General features: G+C 66.3%; 18 protein-coding genes and 1 pseudogene. 4 read left to right on the forward strand and 15 right to left on the reverse strand.

What is annotated here, in order from left to right; all coding sequences use genetic code 11:
* Nucleotides 1–2 precede the first annotated feature (2 nt).
* Both DDE23_RS10435 and DDE23_RS10440 read right to left on the reverse strand, forming a co-directional pair.
* Nucleotides 3–689 (reverse strand): GltB/FmdC/FwdC-like GXGXG domain-containing protein, encoded by a 687-nt coding sequence (locus DDE23_RS10435; RefSeq protein WP_157958007.1) that lies wholly within the window; start codon nucleotides 687–689, stop codon nucleotides 3–5.
* Nucleotides 690–692: 3 nt separating this feature from the next.
* Nucleotides 693–1,580 (reverse strand): class II glutamine amidotransferase, encoded by an 888-nt coding sequence (locus DDE23_RS10440; protein WP_107751212.1) that lies wholly within the window; start codon nucleotides 1,578–1,580, stop codon nucleotides 693–695.
* Nucleotides 1,581–2,068: 488 nt separating this feature from the next.
* Between DDE23_RS10440 and DDE23_RS10445 the strand changes: the two genes are divergently transcribed.
* Entirely contained in the window at nucleotides 2,069–2,719 is a 651-nt protein-coding gene (locus DDE23_RS10445; RefSeq protein WP_107751213.1) for a helix-turn-helix domain-containing protein, read from the forward strand.
* Between the two features lie 33 nt (nucleotides 2,720–2,752).
* On the opposite strand, the gene DDE23_RS10450 is transcribed toward DDE23_RS10445, so the two are convergent.
* The 10 genes from DDE23_RS10450 to DDE23_RS10495 form a co-directional block, all read right to left on the reverse strand.
* Nucleotides 2,753–3,820: a heme-dependent oxidative N-demethylase family protein gene (locus tag DDE23_RS10450; RefSeq protein ID WP_107751214.1), complete on the reverse strand. Its 1,068-nt coding sequence runs from the start codon at nucleotides 3,818–3,820 to the stop codon at nucleotides 2,753–2,755.
* Nucleotides 3,821–3,830: 10 nt separating this feature from the next.
* Nucleotides 3,831–4,817, reverse strand: coding sequence for a PDR/VanB family oxidoreductase (locus tag DDE23_RS10455; protein ID WP_107751215.1), 987 nt, complete (start codon nucleotides 4,815–4,817; stop codon nucleotides 3,831–3,833).
* Complete coding sequence (dmmA, locus tag DDE23_RS10460; protein WP_107751216.1) at nucleotides 4,814–5,422, reverse strand: dimethylamine monooxygenase subunit DmmA; 609 nt, start codon at nucleotides 5,420–5,422, stop codon at nucleotides 4,814–4,816. Before dmmA ends, DDE23_RS10455 begins: the two co-directional genes overlap by 4 nt.
* Before the next feature lie 75 nt (nucleotides 5,423–5,497).
* Nucleotides 5,498–6,643 (reverse strand): aminomethyl transferase family protein, encoded by a 1,146-nt coding sequence (locus tag DDE23_RS10465; protein ID WP_107751217.1) that lies wholly within the window; start codon nucleotides 6,641–6,643, stop codon nucleotides 5,498–5,500.
* Nucleotides 6,644–6,994: 351 nt separating this feature from the next.
* Nucleotides 6,995–8,290: a serine hydroxymethyltransferase gene (glyA, locus tag DDE23_RS10470; protein ID WP_107751218.1), complete on the reverse strand. Its 1,296-nt coding sequence runs from the start codon at nucleotides 8,288–8,290 to the stop codon at nucleotides 6,995–6,997.
* Between the two features lie 21 nt (nucleotides 8,291–8,311).
* Nucleotides 8,312–10,927 (reverse strand): phosphoenolpyruvate carboxylase, encoded by a 2,616-nt coding sequence (locus tag DDE23_RS10475; protein WP_107751219.1) that lies wholly within the window; start codon nucleotides 10,925–10,927, stop codon nucleotides 8,312–8,314.
* Nucleotides 10,927–11,919 (reverse strand): 2-hydroxyacid dehydrogenase, encoded by a 993-nt coding sequence (locus DDE23_RS10480; RefSeq protein WP_107751220.1) that lies wholly within the window; start codon nucleotides 11,917–11,919, stop codon nucleotides 10,927–10,929. The genes DDE23_RS10475 and DDE23_RS10480 overlap by 1 nt, the downstream gene beginning before the upstream one ends.
* Entirely contained in the window at nucleotides 11,919–12,809 is an 891-nt protein-coding gene (sucD, locus tag DDE23_RS10485) for a succinate--CoA ligase subunit alpha (RefSeq protein ID WP_107751221.1), read from the reverse strand. Before sucD ends, DDE23_RS10480 begins: the two co-directional genes overlap by 1 nt.
* Nucleotides 12,806–14,005, reverse strand: a complete 1,200-nt coding sequence (locus DDE23_RS10490; RefSeq protein ID WP_107751222.1) for a malate--CoA ligase subunit beta — start codon at nucleotides 14,003–14,005, stop codon at nucleotides 12,806–12,808. The genes sucD and DDE23_RS10490 overlap by 4 nt, the downstream gene beginning before the upstream one ends.
* A gap of 27 nt (nucleotides 14,006–14,032) precedes the next feature.
* Entirely contained in the window at nucleotides 14,033–15,280 is a 1,248-nt protein-coding gene (locus DDE23_RS10495) for a pyridoxal-phosphate-dependent aminotransferase family protein (RefSeq protein WP_107751223.1), read from the reverse strand.
* Nucleotides 15,281–15,478: 198 nt separating this feature from the next.
* On the opposite strand from DDE23_RS10495, the gene DDE23_RS10500 reads away from it, so the two are divergent.
* The 3 genes from DDE23_RS10500 to DDE23_RS10510 all read left to right on the forward strand — a co-directional run bounded on the left by DDE23_RS10500 (nucleotide 15,479) and on the right by DDE23_RS10510 (nucleotide 18,464).
* Entirely contained in the window at nucleotides 15,479–16,114 is a 636-nt protein-coding gene (locus tag DDE23_RS10500) for a response regulator transcription factor (protein WP_238149956.1), read from the forward strand.
* Between the two features lie 108 nt (nucleotides 16,115–16,222).
* The gene (locus DDE23_RS10505; protein WP_107751224.1) at nucleotides 16,223–17,200 is read left to right on the forward strand and encodes an HpcH/HpaI aldolase/citrate lyase family protein; all 978 of its coding nucleotides are present in this window, start codon (nucleotides 16,223–16,225) and stop codon (nucleotides 17,198–17,200) included.
* Nucleotides 17,193–18,464, forward strand: a complete 1,272-nt coding sequence (locus DDE23_RS10510) for a glycerate kinase type-2 family protein (protein WP_238149957.1) — start codon at nucleotides 17,193–17,195, stop codon at nucleotides 18,462–18,464. The genes DDE23_RS10505 and DDE23_RS10510 overlap by 8 nt, the downstream gene beginning before the upstream one ends.
* Here the strand turns inward: DDE23_RS10510 and DDE23_RS10515 are convergent.
* The 3 genes and pseudogenes from DDE23_RS10515 to DDE23_RS10525 form a co-directional block, all read right to left on the reverse strand.
* Nucleotides 18,461–18,871 (reverse strand): group II truncated hemoglobin, encoded by a 411-nt coding sequence (locus tag DDE23_RS10515; RefSeq protein ID WP_107751226.1) that lies wholly within the window; start codon nucleotides 18,869–18,871, stop codon nucleotides 18,461–18,463. The two genes, DDE23_RS10510 and DDE23_RS10515, sit on opposite strands and share 4 nt — an antisense overlap.
* Nucleotides 18,868–21,237 (reverse strand): trimethylamine N-oxide demethylase, encoded by a 2,370-nt coding sequence (gene tdm, locus DDE23_RS10520; RefSeq protein WP_107751227.1) that lies wholly within the window; start codon nucleotides 21,235–21,237, stop codon nucleotides 18,868–18,870. Before tdm ends, DDE23_RS10515 begins: the two co-directional genes overlap by 4 nt.
* Nucleotides 21,238–21,314: 77 nt before the next feature.
* A pseudogene (locus tag DDE23_RS10525) lies at nucleotides 21,315–21,535 on the reverse strand (bifunctional methylenetetrahydrofolate dehydrogenase/methenyltetrahydrofolate cyclohydrolase); the annotation flags it as partial.

Consider the following 21,535-nt stretch of genomic DNA (forward strand, 5'->3'; position numbering starts at 1 on the left):
CCTCAGTACGACGCGGCGTTGTCGATGTGGAAATTGTAAAGCGTCCGGGCCGAGCCGTAGCGCTTGAACTCTTCGGGCTTGGCATCGGCGCCCGCGCGTTCCAGCAGCTCTTTCAGGATCTCGATATGCTCGGCGCGCATTTCTTTCTCGACGCAATCGGCGCCGAGGCTTTTCACCGTGCCGCGCACGAAGAGCCGAGCCTCATAAAGGCTGTCTCCCAGCGCGTCGCCCGCGTCGCCCAGCACCACCAGATTGCCACGCTGCGCCATGAAGGCGGACATGTGGCCGATGTTGCCATGCACCACGATGTCGATCCCCTTCATCGAGATCCCGCAGCGCGAGCTGGCGTTACCCTTGATGTTCAGCAGGCCGCCATGGCCGGTGGCCCCGGCGTATTGGCTGGCATCGCCCAGGATGGTGACAACACCCGACATCATGTTCTCGGCCACGCCGGGACCGGCCGAGCCTTCGACGGTGATGCTGGCTTCCTTGTTCATCCCGGCGGTGTAATAGCCGGTCGAGCCCTTGACGGTCACGTTCAGCGGGCCGTCCAGACCGCAGGCCATGGCATGGCTGCCGCGGGGATTGACGATGACATAGGGTTCGTTGACCTGCGCCTTGGCGGCGGACTGCAGGGTCGTGTTGACCTCGCGCAGCTCGGTCGTGGCCATGTCGAGGGTAGTGGGCATGGATCAGCGCTCCCAGAAATAGACGGTGGCGGGTTCGGGTTCCCAGACGCGGGCCCCCTCGATGCCGGGCAGATCGGCAAAGGCGCGGTACTCGCTGGCGAAGGCGACGTAATCCTCGGTCTCGGCCATGACGGCGGGTTTGCAGGCGATCGGGTCACGGACCACGCCGAACCCGTTCTTGGTGCCGGTCACGAAGGTGAAGAAACCGTCGAGGTCCTTCAGCGTGCCTTCCAGCGCCTGGCCCAGGGTCGCACCCTCGGCAATGCGGCTGGAGATATAGGCGGCACCCACTTCGGTGTCGTTCTCGGTCTTGGTGTAGATGCCCTTTTTGGCCAGCTTGCGGCGCATGTCGTTGTGGTTCGACAGCGAACCGTTATGCACCAGGCACTGGTCCGAAGCGGTCGAGAACGGATGCGCGCCCAGCGTGGTCACGGCGCTTTCGGTGGCCATCCGGGTGTGGCCGATACCGTGGCTGCCGCCCATGGCGCGCAGGCCGAAGCGCTCGGCCACGTCCTTGGGCAGGCCCACTTCCTTGAAGATCTCCATGCTCTCGCCGACGCCCATGACGCGCAGCTTCCTGTCCTCGAGGAAAGCGAGCGCTGCGGCTTCGGTGTCCAGCGGCAGGGTCAGGACGGCATGCGTGTCGACGACGCGGATCGTCACCGGCGCGCCGACGGCGGCGGCCAGCGCCCCCTCGAGACCCGCGAAATCGGTGTCGGGCGTGTCGGATTGCACGGTGATTTTCAGCTTGCCGTGTTCATCGCCATAAATCGCGATCCCGGCGCTGTCGGGGCCGCGGTCGGTCATGGTGATAAGCATGTCGGTGAGCATGTCGCCCAGCTTCGGGCGCAAGGCATCCTTCTTCAGGAACAAGCCGACGATCCCACACATGGTTTCCTCCATCTGATCTGGGGGGCCGCGTCTGCGGCTCTCTGCAACATGATTAGCAGGAAACTTTTTGTCTCGACAAGAAACTTTTGCGACTGGGGTGAAGAAAGTCTGCAGCAGCAGTCAGCCCGGGCGCCTGCTGCCCGGAACACCGGATTTTCAGGGCTTTGCCTGCCAAACGGGCGGAAATGGAAAGGGGATTCGGGCCCGGTTGTCCCCAATCTGCCAGCGCCAGCGCGGCGAAAGGCACGCCGGCACGACAGCCCCGGCGAATCGCCCCCGGGCGAGTCGCCCCGCGCCTGCCCGTCGCGCGGCAAAAGGAAGCGCCGCCCCGCCCCGTTTGAGGGCAGAAGCCGGGCCAATCCCGGGGGTTTCTGCAAAGTCTTTGAAACTGGTTCAAAAACTTTGCATCATGGGAATGATCGGGGTTGCCGGGCGGATCACTGGAAAAGTCGCGCGATTGACCGTAGTGCTGAAGAGAGAGTGTCCAGATGACCAAAGGCGTGGGGCCGGAAAGCGTGTCCAAGCTGACCCAAGATCCGCACAGCGTGCGCGAAGAGCGGGAAAAAATCCTCGAGGTCGCGATCGGCCGCGAGGTCCGCAACTATCGCAAGCAGCAGAACATCACCGTGGCCGAGTTGTCGAAGCTCACGGACCTGTCCATCGGCATGCTGTCGAAGATCGAGAACGGCAATACCTCGCCTTCGCTGACCACGCTGCAGACACTGGCCAATGCGCTCTCGGTGCCGCTGACCGCCTTCTTCAAAGGCTATGAGGAACGCCGACAGGCGGTGCATACCAAGGCGGGCCGCGGGGTCGAGATCGAGCGCGCGGGCACCCGGGCCGGGCACCAGTACAAACTTCTGGGACACATCGGATCCAATTCCAGCGGCGTGATCGTCGAACCCTATCTGATCCAACTGACCTCGGAATCCGACACCTTCAAGACCTTCCAGCACGAAGGGATCGAGATGATCTACATGCTGGAGGGCAAGGTCGATTACCGCCACGGCTCGGACATGTTCCCGCTGGAGCCGGGCGATACGCTGTTCTTCGATGCCGATGCGCCGCACGGGCCCGAACGCCTGGTGCAACTGCCTGCGCGCTACCTGTCGATCATCAGCTACCCGCGCGAGAAGTAACGGAAAAGGCCCCCGGATCGCGGGGGCCTTCGGTCATTTCTGCAAGGGCGGTTCGGTCTCCAGATCGGCCCAGACCCCGGGCGAGGTCGGCAGACCGTCGTCATGGCGACTGAGATAGTCGATCATCAGCGGGCGATTGGCAATGAAGCCCTTATAGGTGGCCAGTTCCTCGGGCAGGTCGCGGATCACCCGATGCAGGCGGCGGCCCCATTTCGGCACGGTCACCAGATCCTGAAAGGCGATCAAATAGCAGCGGATCGGGAAGACCAGCGCATTGGACCGCGGCAGCCGGTAGAAGGTCTGCAATTCGACCCTCAGATGCTGCTTGGCGCCGATGTTCTCTGCCGTGAGTTCGGTCTTCTGGATGCCCCATTTGTGGTAATTCTCGGGGCTGGTATCCAGCAGCGGATTGACCGTCATAGTCCAGTTCAGCCGCCGCGCCGGGGCGCCCTGCTGCACATTCATCAGGAATTTCAGCGCGCGCTTGAAGATCCCCAGCTCGTGCGCCAGCGGCACCGGGGCGTGCCACTCGAAGAAATTCATGCCGATGTCGAAATCGAGCGACCAGTCGGCCTGCGTCGTCACCATCCCGGCGTCCATCCACAGGTTGTCGTCGCGCTGATCCAGCACAGCAAAATCGCCCTGAGTCTGACGGGTGATGTATTCGAGCGGCCCGTAGGGCAGCGTCGTCTCATCCATGAAGGTGAAAGTGTCGTCTATGCCCAGGGGCTTGTTCACCCAGCGCCAGCGGTCGCCGTCGCGGTGGAGTTCGAAGAGGTCCGGGTAATCCTCGGACTTCGACACCATGATGAGCTCCAGCAGGTCCCAGCCCGCCAGCGTCATATGCGGCAGCGACTGGCAGCGCAGAGGATCCTCGGCCAGCACCAGCGCCCGGTCGCGCATTTCCGAGACGTAATGCTCGTCCACGTCGAAGCGTTTCTCAAAGACCGAGCCCGCCGGGCCGCCGCGGTGCTGCTCCATGTTCACCGAATACATGTAGCTGTCTTCGTGGAACGGGAAGGGGAAGCGCTTGATCGCCCAGGGCGAATTGCGGAAGGAGTAATCGCCGCGGAAGGTCTCGTCGTTGAACTGGATGGTCATTCGGGTCTCCCTATCGGTCAAGGACCAGCGTCGGGCCGACGAAGCGGCTGACGCAGGGCATGATCTTCTTGCCGCTGGCGCGCTGGTCGTCTTCGAGCCAATGGTCGCGGTGGATAAAGCTGCCGTCATGGTCGACGACATCGGTTTCGCATTGGCCGCAGGCCCCGCCGCGGCACAGGAACGGCGCATCGACGCCGCAGCGTTCCATCGCCTCCAGCAGGCTTTCGTTCTCGCCCACCAGAATGGTCATGTCCGACTTGCAGAGCCGCACCTCGAAGGGCGTGCCGGGCTGCGGCGCGAGGAATTCCTCGGAATGGACGTTGTCCTTCGGCCAGCCATGCTCGGTCGCGGTGCGGTGCACCCAGTCGATCATGCCCTTCGGTCCACAGACATAGACATGCGTGCCCAGCGGCTGACCGTCCAGCAGATCGCCCAGCGGGATCGCCTGCTGCTGGTCGTCGTGATAGACCCGCACCTTGCCCGGATGCCGGGCGGTCAGATCACCGGCGTAGGAGCCGAGCGCGGCGTTGCGCACCGAATAATGCAACTCCCACCGCGCGCCCAGCTTTTCCAGCTGCGCGATCATCGCCAGGAAGGGCGTGATGCCGATGCCGCCCGCCAGAAACACATGCTTGCGCCCGCGCAGGTCGACCGGGAACAGGTTCACCGGATAGGTGATGGTCATCCGGTCGCCGGGTTTCACCTGCCGGTGCAGGAACAACGAGCCGCCCCGCCCCTGATCGTCGCGGCGCACCGAGATGGCATAAAGGCTGGGATCGGCTGGGTCGGACATCAGCGAATAGGGATTGAGGCGGGTGCGCCCCTGATCCTTCATTTCGACCACGGTATGCGCGCCCGCCGAGAAAGGCGGGAAGGGCGCGCCATCGGGGCGCCGGAACTCGAACCGGGTGACGAGGTCGTTGACCGGGACCACGGCGCTGACGATCACCTCGATCTTCTCGGCACCGGCCTTGGCTTTCTGGGGGGCGGCGCTCATTTGTACAGCTCCACGGGCTCGGGGACATTGCCGGGATCCTCGGCGTCGATGCAGACGCCCTGGAAGGCGGCAAGCCGGCGCGAGTAATGGTCGCGCACGAACAGGTTCAGCCCGCAATGCGAACAGACGAAAGGATCGGTCGTCACATCCTCGGTGATGCCCTTGCAATGGACGCATTGCATCCGCCGGGCCAGCGAGCCGCGATGCTCGGTCTGCACCGCGCCATAGGGGATCCCGGCCGCCGCCACCTCGGCCGCGGCGCGGCCCATCAGTCCCTCGGTCCCGGCCAGATAGACCTGAAGGCCCATATGCGCGTCGGACAGCACCCGGCGCAGGCGCGGCAGGGCGGCATCAAAGCTGGGGCCGATATAGAGCTGGGCGGGATTGAGCGCCCTGAGGCCGGCGGCGAAGGCCTCACCCGTCGCCCGCGGAATATAGAGGATATGCGCCCTGGCCATCAGCCCGGCATCTTGCGAGGCCAGATCCAGAAGCGCCCCGGCCCCCTCGGCATCGGCCATCATCAGATGCGCCTTGCCCGGGCGCGGCGCGAGAGTGCCATAGACCGGCCGGCTCGCAATGCTGGTGGGAAACTGGACTCTCGACATTGCGGCAGTCTCTCCGTTGTTCATTCCCTGTTGGTGAACAGGCGCCGCCCCGGGGACGGCGCCTGCGGCGATAGGTCAGCCCTTCGCGCTGCGGATCAGCTTGTCCTTGTCGTAGAAGGGCATTTCCTCGGCGGTGCAGGGGATCTCGACCCCGTCCTTGTTGCGCACCGTCATCCGCGTCCCGGGCACGGCGCAGTCAACCGGCATCCGGGCGATGCCGACGCTGTGCTTGTTCAAGGGCGAGCGCATGCCGAAGGTCACCACGCCGACCGGCTTGCCCTCTTTCAGCAGGGTGGCGCCGATATCGGCCTTGGTCATGCCGTCCAGCTTCACGCCATAGATCTTGAACCGCTCCTTGCCCTTCAGCGCATAATGGTTCTCGGCCCCGCGGAAACCGGTCTTGCCCGGCGACACAGTGAAATCGAGGCCCAGCTCCCACAGCGTGTCGCCGCAGGGTTCATCCGCGAAGGGGAAGGTCTCGGAATTGTCGCCCGGGAAGAAGAGCAGGTAGCTTTCGGTCCTGAGCAGGTCGAGGGTCGAGAATTGCACCGGGCGGATGCCCATCTCCTTGCCATCGGCCAGAATCGCATCCCACAGCGCCATGGCATGACGCGCCTCGCAGAAAATCTCGTAGCCGCGCTCGCCGGTGTAGCCGGTACGCGAGATCATCACCGGCTTGCCGAAGAGCTTGGTTTGAACGATCCCGAAATAGGCCAGGTCGCGGATCCCCGGCACATGCTTGGCCAGAAAATCGACCGCCAGCGGCCCTTGCAGCGACATGTCATGCAGATTGTCGTCGAACATCATCGCGACATTCTTGCCGTAAGCCGCCATGGCCAGCGATTCATGGCCGGTGCCCGCGCCATGCACCACCATCCAATGGTGCACCGACAGCCGGTAGATAACGCAATCGTCGATGAACTTGCCCTCGTCGTTCAGCATGCAGGCATAGACCGCGCGGCCCGGCATGATCTTGTCGACGTTACGGGTAGTCACCCGGTCGATGACGGCGGCGGCATGCGGTCCAACCAGATGGACCTTTTTCAGACCAGAGACATCCATCAGACCCGCCTTGGTCCGCACGGCCATGTAATCGGCATCGGCGCGTTCGTCGCTGTGGTCGTAGAACCAGACGGTGCCCATGCCGTTCCAGTCTTCCAGCTCGCCGCCGATCTCGGCATGGCGCTGCGCAAGCGCCGAGGTTCTGTAGATAATCGCCATGTTCTGACCTCCCAAGGCAACGTGTTCCTTTGGCATACGACCGTAAGGTCTTTCAAAAAGCAACACTTTAGTTCACAATTGTTTCCTGCAAGGAAAGATCCGGAAATGCGGCAGCCGCCACCGGGTGGCGCCACAAAATCTTGATCATTCATTGAAAACCGGCGCGACCCTGGCCTCCTCGCCCGTCGCCCCGACATCCTCCGGTGCACAGGATAGCGTCCAGAAAATGCATTGGTCCAGACCAATGTTTAAAAACGCGGCAGATTGGTTTGCTCCAATCCTCCCTCCGCGCCAGGGAAAGGGGCACCGGGCTAGAATCACCCGATGCCCCCTGAAGCCTTCGGAAGAGGCTCAGAGCCCGGGATAGACCGGGAACCGGGCGCAGAGCGCCTCGACCTCGGCGCGGACCCTGGCCTCGACGGCGGCATTGCCCTCCTCGCCATGCGCGGCGAGGCCATCGACAACCTCGATGATCCAGTCGGCGATCTGGCGGAATTCGGCCACGCCGAAGCCGCGCGTCGTGCCGGCCGGGCTGCCCAGCCGGATGCCCGAAGTGATCGTCGGCTTCTCGGGGTCGAAGGGCACGCCATTCTTGTTGCAGGTGATATGCGCCCGCCCCAGCGCCGCCTCGGTCGCCTTGCCCGTCACCCGCTTGGGCCTGAGGTCCACCAGCACGACATGGGTATCCGTGCCCTTGGTCACGGTATCGAGCCCGCCCCGGATCAGCTGATCGGACAGCGCCTGCGCATTGGCCACCACCGCGTGGATATAGTCACGGAACGCCGGTTGCAGCGCCTCGCCGAAGGCCACGGCCTTGGCGGCGATGACATGCATGAGGGGGCCACCCTGAATGCCGGGGAAGATCGCCGAATTGACCTTCTTGGCGATGGCTTCGTCATTGGTCAGGATCATCCCGCCGCGCGGGCCCCGCAGGGTCTTGTGCGTGGTCGTCGTCACCACATGCGCGTGTGGGAAAGGCGAGGGATGGGCCCCGGCCGCCACCAGCCCGGCGAAATGCGCCATATCCACCAGCAGATAGGCCCCCACCCGGTCGGCGATGCGGCGCATGCGGGCGAAGTCGATCTGCCGGGGGATGGCCGAGCCGCCGGCGATGATCAGCCGGGGTTTGTGCTGCATGGCCAGAACCTCGGCCTGATCGTAATCGAGCCGGTTGTCCTGCCGCCGCACACCATATTGCACGGCGTTGAACCACTTGCCCGATTGGTTGGGCGCCGCGCCATGCGTCAGATGCCCGCCCGCATCGAGGCTCATGCCCAGAATCGTGTCGCCCGGTTTCAAGAGCGCATTGAACACGCCCTGATTGGCCTGGCTGCCGGAATTGGGCTGCACATTGGCGAAAGCGCAATCGAAGAGCTGGCAGGCGCGCTCGATGGCCAGGATCTCGGCCTTGTCGACCCAGTCGCAGCCACCGTAATACCGCCGCCCGGGATAACCCTCGGCATATTTGTTGGTCATGACGCTGCCTTGAGCCTCCATCACCGCGCGGCTGACGATGTTCTCACTGGCGATGAGTTCGATCTCGTCGCGCTGGCGGGCCAGCTCGCCGGTGATCGCGGCGTGCAGGTCGGGGTCGCTGGTGGCCAGCCGGTCGGTAAAGAAGCCGGGGCTCTTGTGGGGGGCGTTCATTCTTTCTCTCCCTGTCGAGTGTCAGCCGGTCCAGCCAAGACCGGCGGCGATGCAGTTCATGGATTGCATGAGGTGAATGCGGGTCTCGACCGCCTCGCCGCCTTCGGCACGCAACCGAGCCAGAAGCGCGACCTGCGCCGCATGGGCGGCACGCAGCGCGGCCTCGTTCCTGGCGTGGCGGGCCTGGAACCGGGGGAAACGCGCGGCGAGGGGCTGGCCGGTCAGCCGCCCGATCATGGCGCGGGTGCGGTCATGCTCGATGCCGATCCGGGCAAAGATCCGCTCGGCCGCGACGCGGTCTCCGACCAACCCGGCATAGGGCTCGGCCAGGTCGAGCCGGGCGAGGGCGAGGGATTTCTCCACCTCGTCGACCGCCAGCCGGAAGAGCGGCATCTGCGCGAACATCCGTTCCAGCAGGGCCTCGCCGCCCGCGCCCCGCACCTGGCAGAAGGTCTGCAGCGCGCTGCCAAACCCGTACCAGCTGCTGATCATGTGGCGGTTCTGGGTCCAGGCAAAAACCCAGGGGATGGCACGCAGGTCGTCAAGGCTGGTCGCCCCCGACCGCCGCGCGGGCCGCGAGCCGATTTTCAGCAGGGCCAGTTCCTCGACCGGGCTGCCTTCGGTGAAATAGCCGATGAAGCCGGGATCGGCGAGCAGACCCTGATAGGCGGTCTGGCTGAGGCTGGACAGCGCCTCCATCGCGTCGTCCGTTTCGGGGTCCACGGCCTCGAACGGGGGTTCGGCGCTGTGGCGCAGGACGGAGGAGGCGAGCAGTTCCAGCTGCGCCGCCGCGGTGCCGGGGTTGCCGTATTTCGCGGTGACGGTCTCGCCCTGTTCGGTCAGCCTGAGCGCGCCTTCCAGCGTGCCCGCGGGCTGCGCGGCGATGGCGCGGCCGGTGGGCGCCCCGCCCCGGCTGACCGAGCCGCCCCGCCCATGGAAGAAGACCGGTCGCGCACCGCGCCTGCCCAATTGCCGCATGAGCGCCCGCTGCGCCCGGTCCAGCGACCAGATCGAGGTCAGGAACCCCCCGTCCTTGTTGCTGTCGGAATAACCCAACATGATCTCGACCCGGCCCGAGGCGTTGCGCAGGCTGCGCGCGGCCAGCGGCACCGCCATCACCTCGTCCATGATGCGGGGTGCGGCGCGCAGATCCTCGATCGTCTCGAAGAGGGGGACGAGTTTCAGCGCCAGACGCTCGGCCCCGAAGCCCGCGTAGCGCGCCAGCAGATAGACGGCGAGCAGATCGTCAGCCGAACGGGTCATCGACAGGATGAACGGTCCCAGCGCCTGCGGATCGGGGCCGGCCAGGGTCTTGCGCATGAGGTGCAGCAGACGAATGGTTTCCGCCGCCTCGGACCCCAGACGCCCGATGTCGAGGAACGCCAGCGAGGGCGAGCCCAGTTCACGGCGCAGCCGTTCGGACCAGGCGGGCGAGCCAGTGGCGGGCGCACCACCCTGCAGCACCCAGATTTCGGCAAGGGTTCGGGTGATAACCGCCGAATTCTGCCGGATGTCGAGCGTATGGGCGCGCAGGCCGAAGACCTCGACCTGCCAGCGCAGCGGGCGGATCAGCTCCTCCGCCACCACCCCCGCCCCGGCGGCTGCAAGCGCTGCCTCCAGTGCGCACAGATCCTCGGTCAGATCCTGCACGGATGGATAACGCGCGGCAGCCACCGCCTGCCGCAGCGCGCTCGCGGCCTGACGAAACAGCTCGTCGGGGTTGCGGGCGGCGCAGGCGAGCGGATCGTCGGCCCGCCGCGCGACCAGCGCCTGCAGCCGAACCCGATGCGGGCCGGGCAGCGCGGCGCGGTAATCGGACAGGCTTAGTTGCGGAATGATTGCATCCAGCGCCTGAACATAGAGCGCGCGGATCGTCGCCTGGGCACGTTCCAGCGCCAGCGCGGTGGCCCGGGCGGTGACATTGGGATTGCCGTCGCGGTCGCCGCCGATCCAGGAATGGAATCTGAGGCAGCAAGCATCGCGCTCCATCGGGCCCAATGCCGTGCCCACCGCATCGAGGTAGCGCTCAAAGAGGCGCGGCACGGCGTCGAACAGGCTGTTGCGATAGAATTGCAGGCCCCAGTCGATCTCGGCTTCCAGCGTCGGCCGCTCCAGCCGTAATTCTCCGGTGGTCCAGAGGAGGTCGATCTCCATCTCCAGCCGCCGTTCCATCCGCGCCACCTCGCGCGGGGTCCAGCGCTGCTCCTCGAAGCCGACCAGCGCACGATAGATGCGGCGATGGATCTCCATCACCGTGACGCGCTTGGCCTCGGTCGGATGGGCGGTGATCGTCGGACCGACCGACAGCCGCCCCTCGCTCAGCAGGGTACGGATCGCGGCCCGGCGCTCGGGCACGGCCTCGATGGCGGCGCGGAAGGTGCCGGGCGGAAGGCGGCCCTGCTTCTCGGCCTCGCGCGTGGCGCGCATCGCCAGCAATTCGTCGAGGATCTGTTGCAGGTGAAACCAGATCGTCGCGGCTTGCAGATGCTCGGCCAGATCCCCGGCGCCCCATTCAGACGCAGCGGGGTCGAGCCCGGGCGCACGGCGGGACAGCACCCGCGCCCAGACCTTGCGCAAAAGGGCGGTGGTGCGGGCGGCGTGGTCGCCCGCTCCGGTCAGGGGGGCGGTGTGTTCCATCACGCCACCCGGTCGCGCGGCTCGCGCCCGTCGAAGAAATCGGTGAGGTTGTCGAGCACCCGAAAGCCCATCGCCTCGCGCGTTTCGCGGGTGGCGCTGCCCAGATGCGGCAGCATCACCAGATTGTCGCAGTCCAGAAGCACCGGCGCCACCCGTGGCTCGCCGTCATAGACATCGAGACCCGCGCCGCCGATCAGATTGAACATCAGGGCCTGCGCCAGCGCGTGTTCGTTGATTACCTCGCCCCTTGCGGTGTTGATGAGGAAGGCGTCGGGCTTCATCAGGTCCAGCCGCCGCCCGTCGATCAGATGCCGGTTCCCCGCCCCGCCCGGACAATGGAGCGACACGAAATCGCAGCGCGGCAGCAGCGCGTCGAGGCTGTCGACCTGCTCGGCATCGTAGCGCGCCAGCACCTCGGCCGGGACGGGCGAGCGGTTCTGCACCAGAATCCGCATGCCGAAACCATGATGCGCGCGCTGCGCCATCGCCTGGCCGATCCGGCCGAAGCCGACGATCCCCAGCACCTTGCCCGAGACCTTGGCGCCCACCAGATGCGTCGGACGCCAGCCGGTCCATTGCCCGGCCCTGAGCTCGCGCTCGCCTTCGGCCGCGCGGCGGGCGACCATCAGCATCAAGGTCATGGCAATGTCTGCCGTGCATTCCGACAGCACATCCGGCGTGTTGGTCACGGCGATCCCCAGCGAGCGGGCGCTGGCGGTGTCGATGTGGCTGAAGCCCACGCCGTAATTGGCCAGAAGCCTTGTGCGGGGCTGGTCGATGGCCAGGGATTCCTGCCCCAGACCATCGGTCACGGTCGGCAGGATCGCGTCGAAATCCGCCAGCGCCTGGCGGAAATCCTGCGGGGCAAGCGGCGTGTCGGCGGTGTTGAACACCGCCTCGAACCGCTCGGCAAGCGCGGCCTCGACCGCCGCGGGCCAGCGCCGCGTGACCAGCACGCGGGGCTTTCGGCCCATGATCGCTGGCGCGTTCATCACGCGGCCTCTGCCATGACGCGGGCGATGGTGTCGCCGATCACCGCGGGGTTGGGCGCGACCGTCACCCCGGCGGCGGTCAGGATCTCGACCTTTTCCGAGGCGCTTTCGCCAAAGGCCGAAATGATGGCCCCGGCATGCCCCATGGTCCGCCCCTTCGGCGCGGTCAGGCCCGCGACATAGGCGATGACCGGCTTCGTCACATGGTCGCGGATATAGGCGGCGGCCTCGGCCTCCTGCGGGCCGCCGATCTCGCCGATCATGCAGATCACCTGCGTGTCGTCATCGTTCTGGAAATGCTGGATGATGTCGCGGAAGGACGAGCCGTTGATCGGGTCGCCGCCGATCCCGACCGAGGTGGAAACGCCGATCCCATGCGCCTTGAGCTGGGCCGCGGCCTCGTACCCCAGCGTGCCCGAGCGGCCGATGATCCCCACCGGACCGGGCAGATAGATATGCCCCGGCATGATCCCCAGAAGCGCCTTGCCGGGGCTGATGGTGCCCGCGCAATTGGGCCCGGTCAGGACCATGCGGCGTTCCTTGGGATAGCGGTACATGTAGCGCTTGACGCGGATCATGTCTTGGGCCGGGATACCGTCGGTGATGCAGACGCAATAGCAGATGCCGGCATCCGCAGCCTCCATGATGCTGTCGGCGGCGAAGGGTGGCGGCACGAAGACGAGGCTCGCCTCGGCGCCCGTCTCGGCAACCGCTTCCTCGACCGTGTCGAAGACCGGCAGGCCATCGACCAACTGGCCGCCCTTGCCGGGGACCACGCCGCCGACCACCCGGGTGCCGTAGTTCAGCATGTCGTTGGTGTGGAAACGCGCCATCTTGCCGGTTATGCCCTGCACGATCACGCGGGTGCTTTCGTCGATGAAGATGCTCATTTCACAGCCCTCACTCTGGTGTCCTGGGTCAGATCGTTCTTCCACGCGCCGACGGCGCGCTCGGCGGCTTCCATCAGCGTGTTGGCGCGGATCAGGGGCAGGCCGGATTCGGCGAGGATCTTCTGCCCCGCCTCGACATTCGTGCCGGCCAGACGCACGATCACCGGCACATCCACCTGCACCTCGCGCAGGGCCTGGATCACCCCTTCGGCCACCCAGTCGCAGCGGTTGATGCCGGCGAAGATATTGACCAGCACCGCCTGGACGTTGCTGTCCGACATGACCAGCCGGAAGGCCTTGGCCACCCGCTCCGGCGTGGCGCCGCCGCCGATATCGAGGAAGTTCGCAGGCTCGCCGCCCGCCAGCTTGATCGTGTCCATGGTCGCCATGGCCAGACCTGCGCCGTTGACGATGCAGCCGATATTGCCGTCGAGGCCGACATAGCTGAGCCCCCGGTCGGCGGCGCGGCTTTCGCGCGGGTCTTCCTGGCTCTTGTCGCGCAGCTCGCTGATCTGGGGATGGCGGAACAGCGCGTTGTCGTCGAAGGTCATCTTCGCGTCGAGCGCCAGGATCCGGTTGTCGCCGGTCACCACCAGCGGATTGATCTCGACCATCGTCGCGTCATACTCGCGGAACGCCCGGTAGCAGCCCTGAAGCGTGCGCACCATGCGCTGGGTCAGCGCCGGGTCGATCCCCAGCTTGAAGGCGATCTGGCGGCACTGGAAATCCTGCAGGCCGACCGCGGGTTCGACCGTGGCGCGGACGATGCTGTCGGGCTTCTGGGCCGAGATTTCCTCGATCTCCATCCCGCCCTCGGCTGAAGCCACGATCATCACCCGTTGCGAGGTGCGGTCCAGCACCAGCCCCAGATAGATCTCGCGCTCGATCGGCACGGCGCCCTCGACATAGACGCGGTAGATGCCCTTGCCCTCGGGTCCGGTCTGATGCGTGACCAGCTTGCGGCCGAAGAGCCCTTCGCAGGTCTTCTGGATCTCCTGATCCGAGGCGCAGACCTTGACGCCGCCTGCCTTGCCGCGCCCGCCCGCATGGACCTGCGCCTTCACCACCCAGCGCTCGCCGCCGATCTCGCGGGCGCGATAGGCCGCCTGTTCGGGGCTGTAGGCCAGCGCCCCCGGGGGAATGTCCACGCCGAAACTGGCGAGGATTTCCTTGGCCTGATATTCATGGATATCCATTCGTCTCTCCTCCTCGAACGGGCGTGCTTATTCGGCGGCCAGGGCACCGGCGAAATGCCGGTCCAGCACGGCATCGACCGCCGTCTGGTCGAAAGCGCCGCCCAGATCGCGGATCGCCTGGCCGAAACGGGTCACGATGTCGGTGATGGCGGCGGCGTTGAGCAGGTTCAGGATGCCGATCCGCACCTGAACGGGGGCGGACAGCGTCGGCCAGATGCCGAAATCCTGCGCCCGGCAGTTCTGCACCAGTTCCATCTCGCGCCCGGCCAGCTCCCCGGGCAGGTTCAGCACCACCAGCGAGGTCATGTTCGAGGTGACCGTGCAGCCCATCGCCTCGACCGCCTCACGCAGCGCGGCCTCATGGCGGGCATAGGCGCGGGCGCGGTTGGCCAGACCCTGTTGCAGGGTGATGCGCAAAGCCTCGTGGAAGGCGGCGACTGCATAGGCGGAATGGGTGCGGTGATAGGTGCCTTTCTCGACATCCTTGCCGTCGAGGATCCCCCAATGCCGCGCCTCCAGCACCGGGTTGTGCACGAAGGTCCGGGTGCCGGTCTTGCGCAGCTCGGCGATGTAGCGGTCGGTGAACGAAACCGGCGCATAGGTCAGCGGCAGGCAGCAGATGCCCTTCTGCGGGCAGGATGCCCAGCCCTGCACGCCCGGGTATTCGTCGATGCGGAAATCGGCGACACCCAGGGACGAGACGGCATCAACCAGCCCCATGACCCCGTGCCGCACGCAGGCATCCGAGAAGCCGCGCAGGTCGTTGATCCGGCCCGAGCCGGTTTCCCAATGCGCCATGACGGCCCATTTCGGCTTGTGCCTGGCCAGCGCCGCCTGAGCGATTTCCGCGGTGACAGACTGGCCATGCGGCACGTCGATCACGGTGACGGAGGCAGGCTTGGGGTCGAAGGGCGCGGCGGCCAGTTCCTCGGCCGTGGCGGCCTTCATCCGCACGGTCAGCCCGTCGATGCCCGAGAAGGTGCCGTTGTTGAAGACGACGACGCTGTCACCCGGCATCACCGCGCTGAACATCACGTCGAGCCCGCTCCAGCCGGTCCCGGCGACGCCGAAAGTGTGCACGTTCTTCGTGCCCCAGACCTGCCGCAGCATCCCTTTGGCCTCGACCATGCCGCGCAGCACGTCAGCGTGCATGTGGTCGGCGATACCCGCCCCGGCATAGGCGGCCAGCACCCGGGCGTCGGTATTCCCCGGACCGGGGCCCGCGGCGATGGTGGCGGGGATGTGCAGCGGCGGGAAGATCGTGGTCGCGGTCATGGTGCCTCCGGGAATTGCTCAGATCATTCCCCCAAGGAAATAAAATTTCTTGCTGAGGCTGAAAACGCCAGTCTATCCTGCAAACGGGCATCTAAACGGAGGGGGAAAAACCTACCCATTCCGGTAAGTATTCCGGCGTATACCGAAATACCCCCTGCCCGAATGGGTGGTTTCTTGGAAATCAGGGAGGATTTTCATATGCTTGTCCAAAAGATGCCGCAGATCGACATCATGCTGGCGGATGGCAATCCGCTGGTCCTGTCCGCCATGTCCGAGGCTTTCGAGCGTCATCCCCGATTCTCGCTAGTTGCCACCAGCGCCACGGCCGAGGGGTTTCTGGGTACGGTGATGCGGGTGCCGGTGAAGATCGGGGTGATCGACTGGAACCTGCCGGTTCTGGGCGGCGAGAAGCTGGTCGAGGTGCTGCGCGCGCAAGAAAACGCGCCCCGGCTGGTGGTCTACGGGCGCGACGGCAACGACGTGCCGCGCAAGGCGATGGCGGCGGGGGCGGCAGCCTTCGCGCCGCGCTCGGCCCCGATCGAGACGCTGATCCAGACCTGCCTCGACGTGGCGGCGGGCAAGATGGTGTTCCCGTTTCTGGACGTGCGGCAGCTGCGCGACGATCCGATCGCCAGCCTGTCGCGCAAGGAGCGCGGCCTGCTGGAGGCCCTGGCCACCGGCCTCACCAACCGTGAGCTGGCCACGCGGCAGGGGATCTCGACCAACACGGTGAAGTTCCACCTCTCCAACATCTTCGACAAATTGTCGGTCAAGAACCGCGCCCAGGCCATCGCGTATTTTTATTCCGCCCGCAGCCGGTCGGACGACGGATGACGCAAGATTCCCGCACCTGATGGGAAATAATTTTTCTTGACAGGCAAATCGTTTTCGCAAATCCCAAAAGGACGTCCCCCTGAGTCGTCAACGAAAAGGATCTTGCGCATGTCGTTCCATCTGGTCGAACAAGCCCCCGCCCGCCTCAACCGCTCGGAGCTCGCCGTGCCCGGGTCGCAACCGCAAATGTTTGAAAAGGCAGCACAATCCGACGTGGATGTGATCTTCCTCGACCTCGAGGACGCGGTCGCCCCCGATGAGAAGGCGCAGGCCCGAAAGAACATCATCAAGGCCCTGAACGAGATCGACTGGGGCAAGAAAACCATGTCGATCCGCATCAACGGGCTGGATACGCATTACATGTACCGCGACGTGGTGGATGTGGTCGAACAGGCGGGCGAGCGGCTGGATCTGATCATGGTGCCCAAGGTCGGGACCGCGGCGGATGTCTATGCCGTCGACATGCTGGTCACGCAGATCGAGGATGCGAAGGGCTACAAGAAGCGCATCGGCTTCGAGCATATCATCGAGACGGCGCTGGGGATGCAGAACGTCTCCGAGATCGCCGCGGCCTCGAAGCGCAACGAGAGCCTGCATTTCGGCGTGGCCGATTACGCCGCCTCGACCCGCGCGCGGACCACGATCATCGGCGGTGTTAACCCCGATTATTCGGTGCTGACGGACCCCTTGGCGGATGGCAGCCGCGCGGTCCATTGGGGCGACATGTGGCACTACGCGCTGGCCCGGATGGTGGTCGCGGCGCGCGCCAATGGCCTGCGGCCGATTGACGGCCCCTTCGGCGATTTCCAGGATCCCGAGGGGTATCGCGCCGCCGCAAAACGCGCCGCGGTGCTGGGCTGCGAGGGCAAATGGGCGATCCATCCCAGCCAGATCGCTCTGGCCAACGAGGTGATGAGCCCGTCGGAGGCCGAAGTCACCAAGGCGCAGCGCATCCTCGTCGCCATGGCCGAGGCCGAGGCGGCGGGCAAGGGGGCCGTCTCGCTGGACGGGCGGTTGATCGACTATGCCTCGATCCGGCAAGCCGAGGTACTGGTGGAGAAAGCCCGCCAGATCGCCGGTGCGTGACCGCATCGCCGCGCTGAAAGAGGCGGCGCGCGCCGGGTTTGACGCGGCCGTGCGCCGCGCCGATCCCGGCCGCGCGCTGGCCCGCTGCCTGGCGCAGCATCCGCTGCCCGTCCCGGGGCCGGGCGGGCGGTTTCTGGTGGTTGCGGTGGGCAAGGCCGCCCCCGCGATGACCCGCGCCCTGCTGCCGCAGCTGACCGGCAGGGTCGAGGCGATCTGCGTCACCCAGACCGGGAACGAGGAGGCCGCGGGGTCAGCCCGCGTCTTCCGCGCCGGTCATCCGGTGCCCGACCACACCGGCGCCGAGGCCGCGCAGGCGGTGATCGCGCTGCTGGAGGGGGCGGGGCCGGACGACCGCGTGATCGCCCTCATCTCGGGCGGGGGTTCGGCGCTGTTGCCAGCCCCGCCGCCGGGGGTCACGCTGGCCGACAAGCAGGCGCTGAACGCGGCACTTCTGGCCAGCGGGCTGGACATCGTCGCGATGAATCTGGTCCGCCAGCAGATCTCGCAGCTGAAGGGCGGCGGCTTCCTGCGGCTCGCGGCCCCGGCGCCGGTCACCGCCTTTGTCCTGTCGGACGTGGTGGGCGACGATCTGCGGGCGATCGCCAGCGGCCCGACCGTTGCCCCCCTGGGCACCAGGGCCGAGGCGCGGGCGATCCTGCAAAGCGCGGACCTCTGGGACGCGCTGCCCGCCTCGATCCGCAACCATCTGCAAGGGCCAGAGGACCGCTCCCCCCTGCCCCCGGCCAGCAACCACCTGATAGGCGGCAACGCCCATAGTGTCGAGGCCGCGGCGAAGGCCCTCTCCCCGGACCTTTCGGTGATCGCCGATCCCGCGCCGCTGACCGGCGATGTCTCCACCGCCGCGGCGCGGATTTTCACCGCGCTGCAACAGCACCGGGGGCACGAGGGACCGCTGGCGCTGGTTTGGGGTGGCGAGACGACGGTACGTCTGACCGGCCACGGGCTGGGCGGCCGCAATCAGGAACTGGCGCTGAGGGTTGCCGCCCTGGCCGATGCCCGCCCGCTGGCCCGGCCATGGGTGTTCCTCTCGGGCGGAACGGACGGTCGCGACGGCCCGACCGACGCCGCAGGGGCGATCACCGACCAGAACAGCCTGCCGCGCCTGCGCAAGATCGGCGCCGACCCGGAAGCGCTGCTGGCCAACAACGACAGCCACCGGGCGCTGACCCTGTCGCGCGACCTGCTGCTGACCGGCGCGACGGGCACCAATGTGGCGGATGTGCAGATCCTGTTGCTGGGCTAGGCCTCGCCCCGCCGCCAGTCCGGCACCTCGTTGACCAGCACATGCGCGGCCCGCCTCAGGGTCGCGCGCAGCCTTTCGACCACCGGCCCCTCCATCCCGCAATCGCTCAACGCCGCGTCGAAAGTGGCGAGCCAGAGCTCGGCATCCTCGGCGCGGATCGGGATATGCGCATGGATCTCGCGCAGGTTCATATGGCCGTGGCGTTCACGGTAATGGGCCCGCCCGCCCAGAAAGCCTGAGAGGAACTCGAACTGGGCCTGCCGCGTATGCGACAGGCCATGCCCGCGGAAATGCAGACGGTGCAGGGGATGGACCGTCGGGTCCGTCTCCATCCGGTCGTAGAACCGGGTGACGAGGCGATGCAGCGCCTCCTCGCCCCCCAGCGCATCGAGCGGCGTCGCGGTCACGACCGCGGACGGGTCTTCTGCGGGTCGTAATGCGCGAAGGGCACGACGCGCGCAGGCAGACGCTTCTGCTGACCGTCGAGCTTGCCGATCTCGACCTCGGTCCCCTCGGCGGCATGGGCCACGTCGAGCCGGGCCAGCGCGATGTTCTTGCCCAACAGCGGTGAGCGCATGGAGGACGTGACCTCGCCGATCTGCGCCCGGCCGAAATGCACGCAATCGCCGTGGCCCACCGCGACATTGCTGTCGATGTCGAGGCCCACGAGCTTGCGCGCCGGATGCTCCTTGCGGCGGATCAGCGCGTCGCGGCCGATGAAATCGTCAGGCTTGGTCTTCAGCGGCACGGTGAAGCCGATCCCGGCTTCGAACGGGTCGGTCTGGTCGCTGAAATCGTAACCGGCGAAAATGAGCCCCGCCTCGATCCGCAGCATGTCCAGCGCCTCCAGCCCCATCGGCGTCAGGCCGTGCGGTTGACCGGCCTCCCAGACGGCATCGAAGACCGCGCCCGCGTGCTTGGGATGGCAGAAGATCTCGTAGCCCAGCTCACCGGTGTAGCCGGTGCGCGACACGACGACCGGGATCCCCTCGGCATCGCCGATCCGGGCGGGGGTGAAGCGGAACCATTCCAGCGCCTCGAACCGGGGCTGGTGCGGCGCGGTCCAGATCACCTTTTTCAGGATGTCGCGGCTTTCCGGCCCCTGCACGGCGATGTTGTGCTGCATGTCGGTCGAGGCGCGGATCAGCACCTTCAGCCCGAGTTCCGCCGCCTTCTCGCGCAGCCATTCGCCACCGTAATCCGACCCGCCGATCCAGCGGAAATTGTCCTTGCCCAGACGGAACACGGTGCCGTCGTCGATCATGCCGCCATGCGGGTAACACATCGCGGTATAGACCACGCCGCCAACCGGAAGGGTCTTCATGTTGCGGGTAAAGACATATTGGCACAGCGCCTCGCTGTCCGGCCCGGTGATCTCGAATTTGCGAAGCGCGCTCAGGTCCATCACCACCGCCTTCTGGCGGCAGGCGTGGTATTCCTCGATGGCGCCGGCGGTCGACATGTGGCTGGCCAGCCAATAGCCGTTGTATTCGACGAAGTTCTGGGTGAACCGGGCGAAGCTTTCGTGAAAGCCAGTCTGCTTGGTCATTTTCGGCTCCGAATCGGGCGTCGGGCGGTAGGCGATGGCCCGCTGAAAGGTTTCCTTGCCGCTGTAGGTGCGGACGTGGATGTCGGTGGGGTTCCAGCCATTGGCGGCCGAAGTGTCGTCCGGGCAGGCGGAGCTGACGCAGACCAGATCGGTCAGCGCGCGCAGCAGGACGTAATCGCCCGGCCGCGACCAGGGCTCGTCCGAATACATGACGCCATGCGCATCAAGTCCGGTGTTGAAGAAGAAGTTGATCGCCATCCAGCCGCGCCGTGCCGTGACCCCATGCGGGGCGAGCGCGGCGTTGAAATTGTCCGAGCAATTGACATGCCCGGGATAGCCGATGTCGTCGTAATATTTCGCCGAACAGGCCAGCGCGAAGGCGTCATGGCGCCCGCAGGTATCCTGCACCACCTCGACCAGCGGCAGCATGTCGTGGTCGTAGTATTTCGCGTGCAGACCCGGCATCGGATAGGCATGTTCCATCAGCGTCCGCGTGGTGGTCACGTCGAGCGCATGAACGACGCCCTTGTCGAGCTTGCGCGCGGCAAAGCACTGGAAATCCGTGCATTGCCGCCCGTCCACGTCGAGGATCTGGATGTAATCGCCCGCCTTGACGAAATAGGCCTCGGCGGTGCTGGAATGGACGCGGATGTCGCTGACCGGCTCGGCCAGCGGATCGGGCAGCTCGAACCGCGGCGCCTGCTTGATGACCGCTCGGCGCACCATCACCGTGAGGGGTGTCGCGGTATCCTGCGTCTCGAAATCCATGATGCCGCCGGGGGCCGCGATGATCGCCACACCCTCGCGGGTGGCGGTGAAGCTCTCGGCGGCGCCGGCCGGGGTCTGGCTGTCGAAAAGCGTGATCGCCCGCGCCTGCGCCAGATCGATGCCCCGCGCCTGAAGGCCAAGGCGGAGACTGCGCAGCGAGGGATCGCCGCTGGTGACCAGCGCCATCAGGCCTGTGGGCACCGACTGGCCCGGCACGCCCAGCAGCCCCGGATCGCTGGCGCCCTTGGGATCGGCGCAGACGATCTCGCAGGGCTGGCCGCCCTCGGTGTTCTGCACCTCCAGCCGGTCGCCCGCTTCCAGACGGATCAGGATCGCGCCCGAGCCCTCGACGACATAGCGCTCGGTCCCGGGCGGCATCGAGAAGACCCGCGGCTGAATGAGGCCGCTGGGCCGCGGCGGGCCCGCCTTCACCGAGGGGTATTTGTCGTCCAGCATGGGATCACCCTTTCGCTTTCGGTTCTCTGGGAGCGGCAGGTAGGATGGGCAATATTGCCCATCCTACGGGCCCGGGATCAGGCGGTGAGGCCTTCGGGTTCGGGCAGACCATTGGCCCGGCAGGCCGCGGTCAGCGTATTGGCCAAAAGGCAGGCAATGGTCATCGGCCCGACCCCGCCCGGCACCGGGGTGATCGCCCCCGCCACCTCGACCGCCGAGGCGAAATCGACGTCGCCGACCAGCTTGTTCTTGCCGTCACGCTCGATGCGGTTGATCCCCACGTCGATCACCGTCGCGC

Origin of the sequence: Pararhodobacter aggregans (assembly GCF_003075525.1) — a bacterium.
In the GTDB taxonomy this organism is placed as follows: domain Bacteria; phylum Pseudomonadota; class Alphaproteobacteria; order Rhodobacterales; family Rhodobacteraceae; genus Pararhodobacter; species Pararhodobacter aggregans.